The sequence below is a fragment of the Nocardia sp. NPDC006630 genome (genome assembly GCF_040611495.1).
Classification (GTDB): Bacteria; Actinomycetota; Actinomycetes; order Mycobacteriales; family Mycobacteriaceae; genus Nocardia.
In genome coordinates this window covers 306471-321760 of sequence record NZ_JBEXOK010000003.1, presented here as the reverse complement: position 1 = coordinate 321760, position 15290 = coordinate 306471, and the positions used below count along the sequence as shown (strand labels likewise).

Here is a 15290-nt window from a genome sequence, read left to right as displayed (position 1 = left end):
GAGTGGAGGCAAGCAAATGAGCGGCCCGTACGGACCGAACGACGCCCCAGGCACTGGGGAGGGACGCAACGATCCGACGCAGCACTGGGGCGGCGGCCAGCCCGCGCCCGGTGGCGCCGGACCGAACTGGGGTGGTCAGCAGCCTGCGCAGCCGACCACGAATTGGGGAGACCAGCAGCAACCGCAGCAGCCGTGGGCGCAGAGCCAGCCGCAGCAGCCGCAGCCCGGGCAGGAGCCGTGGGCACAGGGTCAGCCGCAGCAGCCGCAACCCGGTCAGCAGTGGGGGCAGAGCCAGCCGCAGTGGGCGCAGCCCGGGCAGCCGGGTCAGCCGCCAGTGACCGGCCAGGAGTGGGGGCAGCAGCAGCCGCAGACCGGTCAGCAGCCGTGGGCGGGCAGTCAGCCGCAGTGGCCGCAGCAGGGCCAGCCGGGTCAGCCCGGCCAGCCGGGCTGGGATCAGCAGCAGCCGGGTCAGCAGTGGCCGCAGCCGCAGCCGCCCAAAAAGAAGAAGACCGGCCTGATCATCGGCATCGTGGTCGCCGTGGTGGTGGTGCTCGGCGCCGTCATCGGCGGTGTGCTGGTGCTGACCGCCAAGGATCAGCTGGACAATTCGGCCGTGGCGACCGGTGTCCAGAAGGTGCTCAAGGATTCCTACGGCATCGATGATGTCCAGGATGTGAGCTGCCCGTCCGGCCAGAAGGTCGAGGTCGACAAGACCTTCGACTGCTCGCTCAAGGTCGGCGGCGAAGCCAAGAAGGTCACCATCAAGGTCACCAAGTCCGATGGCACCTATGAGGTCGGCCGCCCTAGCTGACCGATAGCACGACAATCGCTGGGCCCGCGGTGATCTCACGATCACCGCGGGCCTGCGGTCTTTCCGGGGGTAGTGCCGGCCGGTTGCCGGAGTAGAGTGGCCAGTGATCTTGAAAGTGGATAGGAGTGGGGGCGTGATGAAAACTGCTGTGCGTAAGGCGTCTTGGAGCGTGACCGTGATCGCGGCGGTGGCCGCGGCCCTCGCTTCCGCGGTGGTGCATGCCGCGGGGCCCGATCCCGTGGTCAACGACTGTGCGACCTACCCGGCCAAGTCCGTGACCCGCCCGGCGAATCTACTGCTGGCCTGCGGGGACGGCGGCCTCTGGGTCAAGAACATCACCTGGAGTTCCTGGGGCCCCGATACCGCCGAGGGCGACGGCACCGAGTACCGGCGAGTCTGCGTTCCCGATTGCGCCACCGGCGGCGTCTCGACCGGTCCGACCCACATCACGCTGCGGAACCTGGACGGCGGCCGCTTCAAGCAGGCCCTGATCTCCGATCTGACCGGTAAGCCGGAGACCTGGGCGCTGTGATCAGCGCTCGGCTCTGATCAGCGCTTGGCCAGGGCGGCGATCAGCCGCTTGACCGGGCTCTCGGCGTTGTAGGCGACGCCCAGCGCCAGCAGGGCCTCCGGATCGGCGGGCTCCCGCGCCAGCTCGTCACCGCGTGAGAATTCCACTGTGGCATCGCGCACCACCCGCACGACCGTGGTGGCGGCCTTCAGATAATCTTCCGCCGCAACGAGTTTCGCGCGCACCCCCTTGGCGAGATCGGAATCGGGATCGGCGGCGGCCGCGCGCAGGGCCTCGATCGAACCGAATTTGGTGATCAGCTGGGCGGCGGATTTATCGCCGATGCCCGCGACACCGGGCAGCCCGTCGGAGGCATCGCCGCGCAGGGTGGCCATATCGGCATAGGCGATGCCCGCGTTCGCCTCCGGCACACCGTATTTCGCGGAGACCTCGGCCGGGCCCCACAGCTCGGCCTTGGCCAGTCCGCGGCCGACGTAGAAGACCTGCACCCGCGGGGCGGGGGTATCGCGCACCAGCTGCAGCAGATCGCGGTCACCGCTGACGACGATCACGTCGGTCTCGCGTTCCACCGTGGCGAGGGTGCCGATCACGTCGTCGGCCTCGAGGCCCGCCGCACCCGCGGTGGCGATGCCGGCGGCCGCGAGCACCTCCATGATCATGTCCACCTGCGGGGTCAGCGTGTCCGGAACCTCTTCGGCCACAGGGCCGATCGCCCCCGCGGGCTCGGTGTCGGCGACCCGCTGCGCCTTGTACGACGGGATCAGATCGACCCGGAACGCCGGCCGCCAATCCAGGTCCAGGCAGACCACGAGGCGGCTGGGGGAGTGCTGTTTGACGAGCGCCGCGACCATATCGGTGAAGCCGCGCACGGCATTCACCGGTTGCCCGTCGGGTGCGGTGATCTTCTCCGGAATCGCGTAGAAGGCGCGGAACCAGAGGCTGGCACCGTCGAGCAGCAGCAGGGGACCGGTGGCGGGGGCGCTCATACGCCAGACGGTACCGCGCAGCCCCGACACGGGGGCGGGTGCCGTGCCGAGCTCGATGCGGATACGCCGTGCGGCCGCTAGGGTCGCGTCTCGGGTCACGGTGGGGTTCGTCAGTGAGAAGCCGGATGGAGAGTTATGGATCGGCGTAGATTTCTGCGGAACCTCGGGACGGCCGGGACGCTGTCACTCTTGCCTCCGAGTTTGCTGGAGGCCTGGGCGGATGCGGCCCCGGCGGGTGGACTGGACCGCATCGAGCATGTGGTCGTGCTGATGCAGGAGAACCGTTCCTTCGATCACTATTACGGCACGCTGGCCGGGGTGCGCGGGTATTCGGACCTCAATGCGCTGCAATTGCCGAGCGGCCGGTCGGTCTTCCATCAACCGCAGGGCGACGGCTATGTGCTGCCCTTCCGCACCGAGCTCGAGAACCTGGCGGGCTGTGATCACACGGCCGACACCGGGCACCGGGCCGCCGCCGACGGCCGCTGGGACGGCTGGATCGAGGCCAAGGGCACGGGGACCATGGCCGGGTACGGCCGTGGATCGCTGGAGTTCTATCACCAACTGGCGGCGGCGTTCACGCTGTGTGATCGCAACCACTGCTCGGTCAACGGCCCGACCGATCCGAACCGGCACTACCTGTTTTCCGGCGTCGTGAAGAACCCGTACGCCTTGGAGAATCTCGACTCGATGCTGCAGCAGACGCTGTATGCCACACCCGAACTCACACCGTGGATCGAGAGTCAGCCGATCGGGGTGGTGGTCGATGTGATCGCCGCGGCGCTGCAGGGCGCGGCGGGCGTACCCGCGCCGCTGCTGAAGGCGCTGGAACCCATTATCGGACTGTCGGTTCCGTCGGCGCTGTTCTCCTTCGCGGCACTGCAGGCTCCCGACGGCCGGGAGTTGCTGCAGGAGGCCATTACCGGATTGCGGCCCTCGACCTATGCCGAACGCCTGCAGCAGGCAGGTGTCGGCTGGCAGGTGTATCAGGAGTGGGACAACTACGGCGACAACTCGCTCGAGTATTACGCCACCTTCCGCGCGGCGGCCCGAAATGCGTTGAAGTACACCGACACCGGCAAGGGCGGACCCTTCCGGACGTTCTACGGGTACCACCAGCAGCTGCTGGGCGCACCACAGCTCGCGGACGCCATGGATGCGGCGCTGCGGCGGGGCATGGCCGAGCTGTCGGAGCAGGAGCGGGCACTGGTGGAGCGCGGACTGCTGCGCTCACCCGCCGGGACGGTGGCGAAGGCGTTCCGCGCCGACGTCGAATCCGGGCGACTGCCGAAGGTGTCGTGGATTGTGCTGCCCGAGGCGCAATCCGAGCATCCGGTGTGGGGGCCGCGCAACGGTCAGGCGGTGGTGCGCGATCTGCTCGCCGCGATCAGCGACCATCGCGCGGTGTGGGATCGGACCGTCGTGATCATCAATTACGACGAGAACGACGGCTATTTCGACCACATCCCCGCACCGACGCCGCCGCCCGGCACGGCTGATGAATACCTGTACGGATTGAATCTCGGTCTGGGCGCACGGGTTCCGCTGCTGGTGGTGTCACCGTGGAGTAAAGGGCAGGTTTGTTCGGAACTGTTCGATCACACCTCGGTGCTGAGGCTGCTGGAGCGGGTGACCGGGGTCGAGGAACCGAATATCAGTGCGTGGCGGCGTCAGATGAGCGGGGATCTGACCTCGGTGCTCGATTTCTCCACGGCGGCGGGCCCGGCGCTACCCGATGCGCAGTCCTCCGCTCCGCAGTCGAGTCATGGTGCACCGCAACCTGTTCCGGCTGTTCAGCAGCTGCCCGCACAGGACGGCGGCAGCATCGCACGGGTGCCGCTGCCGTACCGGCTCGGTGCACGGGCGGAGGCGCAATCGGGGGCGATCACCGTCACCATGGACAACGGTGGCACGGCGGCCACGCAGTTCGCGGTGTACCCGAATGCCTTCGTGGACAACTTCACTCCCGCTCGCTTCGACGTCGGCCCAGGCGCGAGTGTCGCGGGCGATTTCACCGCCCCGGGTGGACGATACGACTACACGGTCTACGGTGCGGACGGGTTCCAGCGGCGATTCGCGGGTGATCTCACCGCACCCGGCGCAGCGCTCGAGGTGACAGCGAAGGCAGCCGTGTCCGGCGCTCGCACAGTCGAATTCGCGTTCGCGAACACAGGTCCGCAGGCGGCGAAATTCACGGTCGTGTCGATTGCGTATCGGGCCGACGGCCCGTGGCACATCGACGTCCCGGCGGGGCAGGCGCGCAGCTGGACACTCGGATTCGAGGCCGCCGCCGAGGGCGCGGGCTGGTACGACCTGTCGGTCACCGCCGATATCGATGCCGGATTCCTGCGCCGCACACGCGGTTTCGCGGAGACCGGCGCGCACGGCCGCACGGCGGACGATGCCGCGCCGTTCGATCGGCTGCTCGCGGATCGGTCCATGTACGAGACGGGCCGCGATCTGGTGGTGACGTATGCGCTGGCGGGTCCGATTACCGGGCATCGGCTGGCCGTGTACGCCGAGGGTGCGGCGGCCCGGGAGGTACCGTCTACGCCGCCGCTGTACACGCTGGACCTGCCCTCCGGCAGCACCGGCGACCAGGTGGTCATGTCCATGGGCGGGCTGGTGCACGCCGCGGGAATTCAGTTCGCCGCCGGAACTGTCGCTGCTCCGGCCGCCGGAAACTACCTGCTGCATCACCTCGATGACGCGGGCCGCAGTCTGGCGTGGCCGGTCCGGTTCCGTGTGTTGTGAGTCTCGCGGCCGAACGTCTGATCCGGCTCACTCGAGTTGCGCGGCAAGCTCTTTGAGCTCACCTCGGGAGGTGACACCGAGTTTGGGATATGCCTTGTAGAGGTGATAGCCGACGGTGCGGTGGCTCAGGAACAACTGGGCGGCGATATCGCGGTTGGACAGACTCTGGGCGGCCAGGCGCACGATCTGCAGCTCCTGCGGGGTCAGTCCGGCCACGGCGCGGTCGCGCGGCCGCTCGCCGCCATCGGACACACCGGTGGCGGTGAGCTCGTTGCGAGCCCGCTGGGCCCAGGGCGCCATACCGAGGCGCTCGAAGATCGTCAGCGCCTCGGTGAGCTGGGTGCGGGCCGGCGCCTTCCGTCGTTCCCGGCGCAGCCATTCACCGAAAAGCAGTGCGGTCCGCGCATATTCGGCCGGGCGGGCATCGATGTCGTGGGTCGCCAGGGCCTCGGTGTACAACCGCTCGGCCGCCTCGTCGTCCAGCAGTGCGCGGCAGCGCAGGACGAGGGCGTCGGTCCACGGCTGGCGCACCGATTCGGCCCAGCGTTCGAAGCGGGCCAGCGGTGCGGCGGCACGGGCGGGCGCTCCCACCCGCACCGCCGCTTCGACCAGGTCCGGAATGGATCGGAGGGAACTGAACTGGTGGTTGAACGGCTCCCGGCTCAGGCGCTCGAAGCGCAGCAGCGCGGCCTCGGCGCGGCCCAGCCCGAGGTCGAGCATGCCGAGCGCCCAGTGCGCCCACGGTGCGCCGGGTGCGCCGAGTCCCGTGGAGTCCCCGTCCATTCCGGCGGCCGCGAAGTCCCGGCAGCTCTGCTCCTGTCCGCTCAGTGCATGCAGATAGGCGACCACACTGCTGAGCTGGCTGACCCAATGCTGCTGTCCGGTATCGCGAGACAGGTCCAGGGCCTCGGTCGCGGCGGGGAGCGCGACACTGAGGCGGCCGGCGAATCCGTCTATATCGGCCGCGAAGCCCAGCACGGTGGGCAGCCTGCCTGCCGCGCCGGTATTGCGGCATTTCGCGATCAGCGTGGTCGCCAGCATATGGGCCTCGCGATCCTGGCCGCGGGCCATCGCCACCGCACACAGCATGACCTGGACCTGATCCGAAACCTCGCCTCGGGCACGGATTTCCGCGAGGGTTCCGGTCAGCGTCAGCGGTGGCGCACCGGGCCCGGAATCCAGTATCCGGGCGACGAACGCCGCCACGGGGATGAGCGGATGCTCCTGCGGCAGGTTCAGATTCCGCAGGCGGCCCTGTGCCTCGACCAGTGCGGGTTCGCCCAGATGCCATCCGGTGTGCACGGCCTGCACCAGTTGTACCGCGGCCTGGCCGGGATCGGAATCGGCGATCAGATCCGCGCCCTCGAGCAGCAGCCGGTGCGCGGATGGGAAGTCCCGCTGCCAGAAGCTGGCCAGCGCCTGTACATGAAACAGTTTGGCGCGCACGGCATGATCTTCCGTCTGGATCGCCGCGTGATCGGCCAGTCGCCGGGCGCGCTCGAGATCGCCTGCCTCCAGCGCGGATTGGGCGGCCAGCGCCTCGCGGCGCGCCCGCAGCTCGGGCTGCACACTCAGCCGGGCGGACCGCTCGTAGGCCGCGGCCGCCGCCTGATATCCGCTGCGCTCGCGGGCGCGGGCCGCGGTGCGCTCGAGTAGTTCGGCGACTTCGGCATCGGGTCCGGCGGCCGCCGCGGCCAGTTGCCAGGCGCGCCGGTCGATGTGTTCGGGGGCGAGCAGCGCCTCGGCGAGGGCACGGTGCACCGCCAGCCGCCGTCCAAGCGGCGCGCGTGCGTAGACCGCCGCGCGAATCAGCGGGTGCCGGAAGGCGATTGCCGCATTGGCGCTATCCCCACTGCCGACCGGCCGGAGCAGGCCCGCGCGTTCGGCCGGAGCCAGATCGTCGATATCGAAGCCGAGCACCTTCGCCGCGTGCAGCACCACGGCGGGTTCGCCGGTCTCCTCCGCCGCGACGATCAGCAATAGGTCCTGGGTCGCCGTGGGCAGGCGGCTGACCTGGCCGTGGAAGGCCAGTCGCAGTCGATCGGTGAGCGGTAGCGCGTTCGCGTGCAGATCCGGGGACGGCTCGGCGGCCATCGCGATCGGCAACTCCCGCAGGGCGAGTGGGTTTCCGTGCGCCTCTGCCAGTAGCCGGTATCGCACGGCGGGGCCCAGGTCGCGGCCGTCGAGCAGTGCGGCCGCCGCCTCGGGCGACAGGCCGGTCAGGCGATGCTCGGGCAGGCCGTCCGCCGGGAACGTGCCCTCGCCGTCGCGGGCGGCGAAGATCATCACCACACCCTCGGCATACAGTCGGCGGGCGGCGAACAGCAGCGCATCACGCGAGGCGTGGTCGAGCCAGTGTGCGTCGTCGATCAGCACCGCCGCGCCGGATTCGCCCGCATAATCGGCGAGCAGCGAGAGCACCGCCAGTCCGATCAGCATGGGATCCCGGCCCGCCCCCGTGCCGAATCCCAGCGCCGTCTCCAGTGCGGCGCGCTGCGGTTCCGGCAGCCGCGCGAGGCCGCCCGCGTCCGGCTGCGATCGGGGCGTTCCCAGTGCCGGGCGCAAGAGCAATTGCAGTCCGGCAAAAGGCAATTCGGCCTCGACCTCGATGCCCGCGCCCCGCAGTACTCGCAGCGATCCCGCCGACGCGGCCGCGTGGTCGAGCAGTGCCGATTTGCCGATGCCGGGCTCCCCGCGCAGCACCAGCGCCGCGCTGCCGCCCTCACGAGCGCGCTCCAGCAGTGCGCCGATCGTGCCGACCTCAGATTCCCTGCCGCGCAGCTCCACCACGGCATCATGCACGACCGTGCCAGAGTTTCACACCCGTCAATCATGAGGGCCGCTGTGGCCCGGGCAGGGCACGCGGTTCGCCGCCCGATCCCTGGCACGACCTCGGTGCCTGGCCCTGACACGACTCGGCCCCGAGACCTCGGTCTCGGGGCGAAGTGTGCTGCCGTAGTTCAGCTTTACCGCCGTGACCGCGGCAGCAACTGCACCAGCGCCGCGGTGAGCAGGCAGAGCAGGGCCATCGGCACCAGGCTCGAGACGAAGGCCGGTCCCAGCTCCGCGGTACCGCCGAGCCGGTCGTAGAACACGATCCCGACCACGGCGATGCCCACCGCACCACCGACCTGCTGTGCCGTGGCCAGCACACCACCCGCGGAGGCGGCATGCTCGGGCGGTACGCCCGCCAGCACGATGCCCGGTACCGGCACCACCGCGAAACCCATTCCCGCACCGGCGAGTACGAGCCCCGGCAGCAGCCACCCCAGGGCCACGTGCCCGGCGCCGTGCTCGATCGCCAAGGCCAGCACCACGAATCCCGCTCCCTGCACGACCGCGCCGAGCGTGATCACCTGGCGCCCGAGCCGTGCGGCGAACTTCTCGGCCACCACCGAGGTGAGCATGTACGGCCCGCCGATCGACAAGAACAGCGCACCCGAGGCCAGCGGCGACATGCCCCGTCCCTGCTGCAGATACAGCGCCAGGAACAGGAAGAACGACCCCATCGTCATCTGGTATGCCAGCGAGAGCGTCACGCCCACGGTGAACGAACGATCCCGGAACAGGCGCGGATCCACCAGCGGTGCGGCGCCGCGCGCGGCCAATCGCTGCTGGTACCAGGTGAATACGCTCAGCAGTACCGCGGCGGCGGCCAGCGACAGCCAGGTCCACAGCGGCCAGCCCTGCGCACGTCCCTGGATCAGCGGCAGCACCAGTGCGACCAGAGCAGCCAGAATCAGGCCGACTCCGGAGGGATCGAGGCGAGTGCCCGCGCTGCCGCGTGATTCGGGGACCAGTCGCCGCAGCAGCACCAGGGCGAGCAGGGCCACCGGCACATTGATCCAGTAGATGGTCCGCCAGCCGAGTCCGAAGAGGTCGGCCTGGATCAGTGCACCACCGATCAACTGGCCGAACACCGCCGCCAATCCCATGGTCAGGCCATAGGCGGCGAAGGCGCGCGCCTGCCGGGCCCCCGTGAACACCACGCTGATGATGCCGAGCACCTGCGGCATGAGCAGTGCCATGCCCGCGCCCTGGACGACCCGCGCGGCAATCAGCTCACCGGTGCCGCCGGCCATGGCGCACACGATGGAGGCGAGAGCGAAGATCGCCATGCCGAGCCCGTACATGCGGGCCCGCCCGTACATATCGCCCAGCCGCCCGCCGGTGATCAGCCCGGCCGCGACCGCCAATCCGTATCCGGCGACCACCCACTGCATGGCGGCATTGCTCGCGTGCAGATCGGCCTGGGTCCCGGGAATGGAGACATTCACGATGAAGAAATCGAGCATGGCCATGAAGATTCCGGCCAGCAGAACGAGCAGGGTGCCCCACGAGGCCTGGCCGGGCGTCGCCGGCGCCGGTGCGGTGACCGGGCTCTGGAGAGTTGATGACGACATGACAGATGTCCTAAATCTTCGAAATCAAATGCTTGCAGGTCTTTTCGTGCGGGCGCCCCGCATGCGGGGGCGCCCGCGGTCACAGCGGAAGGAATCAGAGACCGGCCGGAACCTGGTCCAGGAAGCCGTGCACCTGGCTGATGCGGCCGTCCTCGGCCAGCACCGCCACATCGAATCCGATGATCAGCGGCTCGGCGCCGGGCCGCCCGAGGTGCCAGGTGAATCGGGCGATGTTGTGGTGGGCGTCGACCGGCCCGCCGGAGCTGAATTCCAGCCCGGCGAACTGACCCTGCACCGCGGCGATGGTTGCCGCCAGCCCGTCGTGGCCGCGCACCGACACCAGCGGATCGATGTACTCGGCGTCCTCGGTGAACACCTCGGCGACCAGTGCGGCCCGGGTGCTGGGATCGGTGGCGTTCCAGGTGCTCAGGTAGCGCTCGACCAGCTCGTTGATATCGCTCATGGCTTGTCTCCCTTGTGGTTTCGATGTGTCGAACTCGACGACCACAACGTTAGGAAGATCCGGCCGGGCGGGAATCTGTCGTACTTAGGTAGTGACTACCGAATCGAATGCCGCGGATGCGCCGGGTAACGTCGGGGGCATGAGCTCTCATGACGAGTCACGGTTCGCAGCGGACGTCTACGGGGTGCGACTGGAGCGGGCGGCCGAGTTGACCCGGGCCGCCCACCTCGACGCGCTGCTCATCACCCCCGGTCCGGATCTGCAGTATCTGATCGGGTCCCGGGCGCAGTCGTTCGAGCGGCTGACCTGCCTGGTGGTTCCGGCGTCCGGGGAGACGCCGTCGGTGGTGATTCCGAAGATGGAGTTGGCGGCACTGGCCGGTTCCGCGGCCGGCGAACTGGGTTTGCAGGTCATCGACTGGGTCGACGGCGTCGATCCGTACGCGCTGGTGAAGTCGGTGCTCAATGCCGGTGCGCGCACCGCGGTCGACGATGCCATGCCCGCCCTGCATCTACTGCCGATCGCCGACCGGCTGGGCCAGCTGCCGGTCTCGGCCACCCCGGTGCTGCGCGAACTGCGAATGCTCAAGGACCCCAGCGAAATCGACGCGCTGCGGCGTGCGGGCGCGGCCATCGACCGGGTGCACGCCCGCATGGGTGAATTCCTGCGCGCCGGCCGCACCGAGGCCGAGGTGGCCGCCGATATCACCGCCGCCATCATCGAGGAGGGCCACACCGACGCCGCCTTCGTGATCGTCGGCAGCGGCCCGCACGGCGCGGATCCGCACCACGAGGTCTCCGATCGGATCATCGAGGACGGGGATGTGGTGGTCATCGATATCGGCGGGCCCGTACAGCCCGGCTACTTCTCCGACTCCACCCGCACCTATGTGCTCGGTGAGCCCTCCGAGGAAGTGGCGGCGCAGTGCGCGGAGCTCGAGCGCGCACAGGCCGCCGCCGTCGCCGCCGTGCGTCCCGGGGTGACCGCGCAGTCCATCGACGCCGCCGCACGCGATGTGCTCACCGCCGCCGAGGTGGGCGAGTACTTCGTGCACCGCACCGGCCACGGCATCGGCCTGTCGGTGCACGAGGAGCCCTACATCGTCGCGGGCAATGATCTGGTCCTGGAGGCGGGCATGGCCTTCAGCATCGAGCCGGGCATCTACTTCTCCGGCGAGTGGGGCGCGCGCATCGAGGACATCGTGGTGGTGACCGCGGACGGGTGCGAGTCGATGAACAAGCGACCGCACGGACTCACGCGGCTGTAGGACAGCCGTGCCGAACGCCGGCCCGCACTGCCGAGAGCAGTGCGAGCCGGGTGTTCACTGCTCGGCGGTTGCCGCTTTGAGCACGCTGGCCGACAGCACGCGCTGCACGGTGATGGCGATGACCACGCGGGTCGGGTTCACACGGGGCTGCCGGTACCGGCCCGCATAGCGTTCGACGGCGTCGGCGACCGATTCCGGATCGTCCAGCACGGTGGCCGGGCCCTCGAGGGTGATCCACCGGCGGCCGTCGACCGAACTCACCGCCGCGTACCCGCCGCGCCGCACATTACGCACCTTGATCGACCCGCCGTCGCAGATGATCCGCGCGATCCCGGCTTCCGGATCCCAGGTGAATCCGACCGCTGCCACGTGCGGGGTGCCGTCCGCGCGCAAGGTCGCCAGCGTCGCCAGATGCCGCTCGGTGACGAATTCGGTGGCGGCGGGCGAGAGTTCGGGGCGCGTCGAAATGCTCGGCATGGCACGACGGTAGCAATCGGGACGCCGGGTCGGTGCGGCGCGTGCGGGTCGTGCGCCTTGGCGCGCCGAGCGCTCCGCCACGGATGGCAGACTGTTTGCCATGGGATTGGGATCGCGGGACGCCGATGCGGGCGTCGTCCTCTTGCTGGGTGGACGTAGTGAGATCGGGCTCGAAGTGGCGCGTCGGCTCGCGCCGGGCCGAGTGGTGGTGCTGGCGGCGCGGCGCAGTGGCGAGTTGGGGCCGCAGGAGTCGGAATTGCGGGCGGCGGGTGCGGACGCGGTGCATCGCGTGGAGTTCGACGCGGACGATTTCGCGAGTCACCAGGGGTTGCTGGAGAAGGTGATCGCCGAACACGGACCGCTCGGGGTGACGGTGCTGGCCTTCGGCGTACTGGGCGATCAGGCTCGCGCGGAACGGGATCCGGCGCATGCGGTGGCCGTGGTGCAGACCGACTATGTGGCACAGGTGAGCGTGCTGACCAGTCTCTCGCAGCTGTTGCGCGAACAGGGATCGGGTCAGATGGTGGTCTTCAGTTCCATTGCCGGTATGCGGGTGCGCCGCGCCAACTATGTCTACGGATCGGCCAAGGCCGGACTCGACGGTTTCACCAATGGCCTGCAGGATGCCTTGCACGGCACCGGAATTCACCTGCTGCTGATTCGCTCCGGCTTTGTCATCGGCCGGATGTCGGCGGGTATGGAACCGGCTCCGCTCTCCAGCACCCCGGATCAGGTCGCCGATGCGGTGGTGCGGGGACTGTACCGGCGGTCGCGGGTGGTCAATGTGCCGCGCACCATCAAACTGCTGTTCATCGCCATTCGCTTTGTGCCGCAATCGCTCTGGCGCCGGGCGCCGCGATGACCGAGGTGCCCGCGCTGACCTGGTCCGGTGACCCGATCGTGGTCGCCGGGATCGGCGCCGACGGCTGGGACGGGCTCGGCGGCGCGAGCAGGCGGGCCATCGCCGCCGCGCAGGTGCTGTTCGGATCGGAGCGGCAGCTGGCGCTGGTGCCCGCCGCGGAGAGCGCCGCCGAGCGGGTCGCCTGGCCCTCGCCGCTGGTGCCCGCACTGCCGGGATTGCTCGAAAGATATGCGGGCGTGCGGGTGTGCGTGCTCGCCAGCGGTGATCCGATGTTCTACGGCATCGGCGTGACCCTCGCCCGGCTGGTGGGCGCACCCGCGCTGCGCGTCCTGCCGCAGCCGTCCTCGGCGGCACTGGCGTGCGCCCGGCTGGGCTGGGGACTGGCGGACACACCCGTGGTCAGCGCGGTGGGCCGTCGCTTGGAAACAGTGCTGCCCGAATTGGCCGGCGGGCGGCGGATTCTCGTACTCAGCTCCGATGAGCACACCCCCGCTCAGCTGGCGGAAATGCTGGCGCGCAACGGCTTCGGCGAATCCACCATGACCGTGCTCGAGCAGCTCGGCGGCCCGGATGAACAGCTCGCCACCGCGATCGCCGCGATATGGGAACGGCCGCCCGGTGATCCGCTGAATATCGTCGCCGTGCAGTGCGTCGCGGATCCGGCCGCCCCGCGCCGCACCCGCCTGCCCGGCCTGCCCGATGCGGTCTACGGCGGTGACGGTCAGCTCACCAAATACGAGATCCGCACGCTCAGCGTGGCCGCACTGGCTCCCGCCCCCGGCGAATTGCTGTGGGATATCGGCGGCGGCTCGGGCACCATTGCCATCGAATGGTCCCGGACCCATCCGTCGTGCCGAGCCGTAACCTTCGAGCGAATCGAGAGCCGCCGCAAGCAGATCGGTGAGAATGCCGCCGCACTCGGCGTCCCGGGAATCGAGGTGCGCGGCGCGGCGCCCGAGGCATTCGCGGATCTGCCCGCTCCGAACGCCGTATTTCTCGGTGGTGGTCTCACTCAGGACGGCATGTTCGAAGCCTGCTGGACTCGTCTGCTGCCCGGCGGCCGATTGGTCGCGAATGCGGTGACCGCCGAATCCGAGGCGCGATTGACCGGGCTGGCCGCCGAATACGGCGGCACCCTGCGCCGATTTCAGGTCTACCGCGCCGAACCGCTGGGTGGATTCACCGCCTGGCGACCGCAACTCCCCGTGACACAGTGGTCGGCGGTCAAATCCGGGTAGTGCGTCGCCGGAGCGGGCTCGGTCTCGAAAAGATCGGCTACAGGCCGGGCAGCACGCCGAGCGTGAGAATCGCTCCGGCGAGCGCGCTGCTGGCGAGCGCGACAGCGGCGGTCTGACACTGGGCCTGGAGGTAACGGCGCTGGTGAGAGCTGTTCCATGTGGCGGCAGCGGGGCCGCTGTGCACGGTTCGGAACGGGCTCACAAGGCGTTGTTCGATCGAGGTCACTCACTCCCAGTACCCGGGAATCCGGATGCCAAACCGTCAGCGGCCGGGGATTTTCCGCGCGGTCCGGCGCCCTCGATGACATGTCCTGGAACAGCGGTGCGCGCACCCTGTTTCGAGGATCGATCTCCGGGAAAGTCCGCACTGTGGGCAGCCGATCGGATAGGGCTGCCTCGGAACGAATCTCGGATCGGAAGGGGACACTCGGTGTCCATAGCTTTACAGAATATCGATGGTACGACGCTGGAAAGCGTTGCGGTCGCATTGGGTTGGGACCCGGCGGAATTCGGGGTGGTGGAACAACCCGACGGCATGCCCGTCGAGGTGTTCAGGTTCGACTTGAATTTGGCGGCACTGCTTTTCAGCGGTGACCGACTGGTGGATGTCGTCTTTCACGACCAGCTCATCTCGCAGGACGGATCGGTCCGGCACACCGGTGACAATCAGACGGGCGAGGGCCCGGGGGACAATGAGGTGATCGTTTTCGACCTGGTGCGGATGGCGCCGGAGGTGACGATGGTCATCGTCGTCGTAACCTCGTACACCGGCCAGAGTTTCGCGAATATCGACAATGCGTACTGTCGTTTCGTCGATGCCGGATCCACCGCCGAGATCAATCGTTTCGTGCTGACCGGCGGCCCGCACACCGCCCTGGTGCTGGGCCGGCTCTACCGCACGCCCGTGTCCTGGGAATTCGATGCCATCGGCGTCGGCATCCCCGCGCGGCATGTCGCCGAGGCCGTCCCGCATCTGACGCCGTATCTGTCGTAGCCCGGGCCGGCCCGTGCGATGTGGTCGCACCCCGGCCCGCGGGCACGGTAGGTTTGATCGATCAACGTTCGCCCGCCGCTCCCTGCAGCGGCGCGGGTTCACGGACACAGTGGAGGTGTACCAGTGCCGGTCAATGACGATCCTGTGTCACGCATATTGACTGTGCGGCAACGGTCTCACGGCGCGAACGTGGTGCTCGCGGTCGAGGGCGAGGTCGACATGTCCTCGGCGCCGGTGCTGAATTCGGCGCTGGAGCAGGCACTGCGTGCGCATCCGCCGGTGCTGGTGGTGGATATGTCGAAGGTGGAATTCTTCGGTTCGGCGGGTATGAGTGTGCTGATCGCCGCGTCCGACGCCCAGCCGAACACGCTCCGGGTCGTCCCCTCCCATGCCGTGCGCCGGCCCATCGAGGTCGCCGCACTGGATCAGCTGCTCGCGCTCTTCGATACCGTCGAGGCGGCGCTGGCAGCCGGCGGCACTCCGCCGATCGGCTGAATTCCGTT

The 15290-nt window shown here is 69.0% G+C and carries 14 protein-coding genes; 8 read left to right on the top strand and 6 right to left on the bottom strand.

Going from position 1 to position 15290, the window contains the following annotated elements:
• The first annotated feature begins 16 nt into the window (after positions 1–16).
• Both ABZX86_RS09600 and ABZX86_RS09595 read left to right on the top strand, forming a co-directional pair.
• The gene (locus ABZX86_RS09600) at positions 17–811 is read left to right on the top strand and encodes a DUF4333 domain-containing protein (RefSeq protein ID WP_355121824.1); all 795 of its coding nucleotides are present in this window, start codon (positions 17–19) and stop codon (positions 809–811) included.
• Between the two features lie 133 nt (positions 812–944).
• Positions 945–1343, top strand: a complete 399-nt coding sequence (locus ABZX86_RS09595; protein WP_355121822.1) for a hypothetical protein — start codon at positions 945–947, stop codon at positions 1341–1343.
• Positions 1344–1360: 17 nt separating this feature from the next.
• Here ABZX86_RS09595 and ABZX86_RS09590 read toward each other — a convergent pair whose 3' ends face one another.
• Positions 1361–2329 carry a 5'-3' exonuclease gene (locus ABZX86_RS09590; protein ID WP_355121820.1) on the bottom strand — a complete coding sequence of 323 codons (969 nt, stop codon included), beginning with the start codon at positions 2327–2329 and terminating at the stop codon, positions 1361–1363.
• 189 nt (positions 2330–2518) lie between these two features.
• Between ABZX86_RS09590 and ABZX86_RS09585 the strand changes: the two genes are divergently transcribed.
• Positions 2519–5083, top strand: a complete 2565-nt coding sequence (locus ABZX86_RS09585) for an alkaline phosphatase family protein (protein ID WP_355121818.1) — start codon at positions 2519–2521, stop codon at positions 5081–5083.
• Positions 5084–5110: 27 nt separating this feature from the next.
• Here the strand turns inward: ABZX86_RS09585 and ABZX86_RS09580 are convergent, their stop codons facing one another.
• From ABZX86_RS09580 to ABZX86_RS09570, 3 genes are all read right to left on the bottom strand, one after another.
• The gene (locus ABZX86_RS09580; RefSeq protein ID WP_355121816.1) at positions 5111–7885 is read right to left on the bottom strand and encodes an AAA family ATPase; all 2775 of its coding nucleotides are present in this window, start codon (positions 7883–7885) and stop codon (positions 5111–5113) included.
• 164 nt (positions 7886–8049) lie between these two features.
• Entirely contained in the window at positions 8050–9486 is a 1437-nt protein-coding gene (locus tag ABZX86_RS09575) for an MFS transporter (protein WP_355121814.1), read from the bottom strand.
• A 94-nt stretch (positions 9487–9580) separates the two neighbouring features.
• Complete coding sequence (locus ABZX86_RS09570) at positions 9581–9949, bottom strand: nuclear transport factor 2 family protein (protein ID WP_355121812.1); 369 nt, start codon at positions 9947–9949, stop codon at positions 9581–9583.
• A 139-nt stretch (positions 9950–10088) separates the two neighbouring features.
• Here ABZX86_RS09570 and ABZX86_RS09565 point away from each other — a divergent pair, with 139 nt between their 5' ends.
• Entirely contained in the window at positions 10089–11216 is a 1128-nt protein-coding gene (locus tag ABZX86_RS09565; protein ID WP_355121810.1) for a Xaa-Pro peptidase family protein, read from the top strand.
• Positions 11217–11270: 54 nt separating this feature from the next.
• On the opposite strand, the gene ABZX86_RS09560 is transcribed toward ABZX86_RS09565, so the two are convergent.
• On the bottom strand, positions 11271–11693 hold the full coding sequence (locus ABZX86_RS09560) for a PPOX class F420-dependent oxidoreductase (protein ID WP_355121808.1): 423 nt from the start codon (positions 11691–11693) through the stop codon (positions 11271–11273).
• A gap of 100 nt (positions 11694–11793) precedes the next feature.
• On the opposite strand from ABZX86_RS09560, the gene ABZX86_RS09555 reads away from it, so the two are divergent.
• Positions 11794–12555, top strand: coding sequence for an SDR family NAD(P)-dependent oxidoreductase (locus ABZX86_RS09555; protein WP_355121806.1), 762 nt, complete (start codon positions 11794–11796; stop codon positions 12553–12555).
• On the top strand, positions 12552–13793 hold the full coding sequence (cbiE, locus tag ABZX86_RS09550; protein ID WP_355121804.1) for a precorrin-6y C5,15-methyltransferase (decarboxylating) subunit CbiE: 1242 nt from the start codon (positions 12552–12554) through the stop codon (positions 13791–13793). The genes ABZX86_RS09555 and cbiE overlap by 4 nt, the downstream gene beginning before the upstream one ends.
• Positions 13794–13830: 37 nt before the next feature.
• Here cbiE and ABZX86_RS09545 read toward each other — a convergent pair whose 3' ends face one another.
• Positions 13831–14019, bottom strand: coding sequence for a hypothetical protein (locus ABZX86_RS09545; protein ID WP_355121802.1), 189 nt, complete (start codon positions 14017–14019; stop codon positions 13831–13833).
• Between the two features lie 204 nt (positions 14020–14223).
• Between ABZX86_RS09545 and ABZX86_RS09540 the strand changes: the two genes are divergently transcribed.
• Positions 14224–14787: a TerD family protein gene (locus ABZX86_RS09540; protein ID WP_355121800.1), complete on the top strand. Its 564-nt coding sequence runs from the start codon at positions 14224–14226 to the stop codon at positions 14785–14787.
• Between the two features lie 162 nt (positions 14788–14949).
• Positions 14950–15282 carry an STAS domain-containing protein gene (locus ABZX86_RS09535; protein WP_355121798.1) on the top strand — a complete coding sequence of 111 codons (333 nt, stop codon included), beginning with the start codon at positions 14950–14952 and terminating at the stop codon, positions 15280–15282.
• Positions 15283–15290: the final 8 nt, after the last annotated feature.

Bases quoted from the DNA above. Each gene is read 5' to 3' on its own strand.
- ABZX86_RS09555 (WP_355121806.1), top strand. From the start codon at position 11,794: ATGGGATTGGGATCGCGGGACGCCGATGCGGGCGTCGTCCTCTTGCTG.
- ABZX86_RS09590 (WP_355121820.1), bottom strand. From the start codon at position 2,329: ATGAGCGCCCCCGCCACCGGTCCCCTGCTGCTGCTCGACGGTGCCAGC.
- cbiE (WP_355121804.1), top strand. From the start codon at position 12,552: ATGACCGAGGTGCCCGCGCTGACCTGGTCCGGTGACCCGATCGTGGTC.
- ABZX86_RS09570 (WP_355121812.1), bottom strand. From the start codon at position 9,949: ATGAGCGATATCAACGAGCTGGTCGAGCGCTACCTGAGCACCTGGAAC.
- ABZX86_RS09575 (WP_355121814.1), bottom strand. From the start codon at position 9,486: ATGTCGTCATCAACTCTCCAGAGCCCGGTCACCGCACCGGCGCCGGCG.
- ABZX86_RS09600 (WP_355121824.1), top strand. From the start codon at position 17: ATGAGCGGCCCGTACGGACCGAACGACGCCCCAGGCACTGGGGAGGGA.
- ABZX86_RS09560 (WP_355121808.1), bottom strand. From the start codon at position 11,693: ATGCCGAGCATTTCGACGCGCCCCGAACTCTCGCCCGCCGCCACCGAA.
- ABZX86_RS09565 (WP_355121810.1), top strand. From the start codon at position 10,089: ATGAGCTCTCATGACGAGTCACGGTTCGCAGCGGACGTCTACGGGGTG.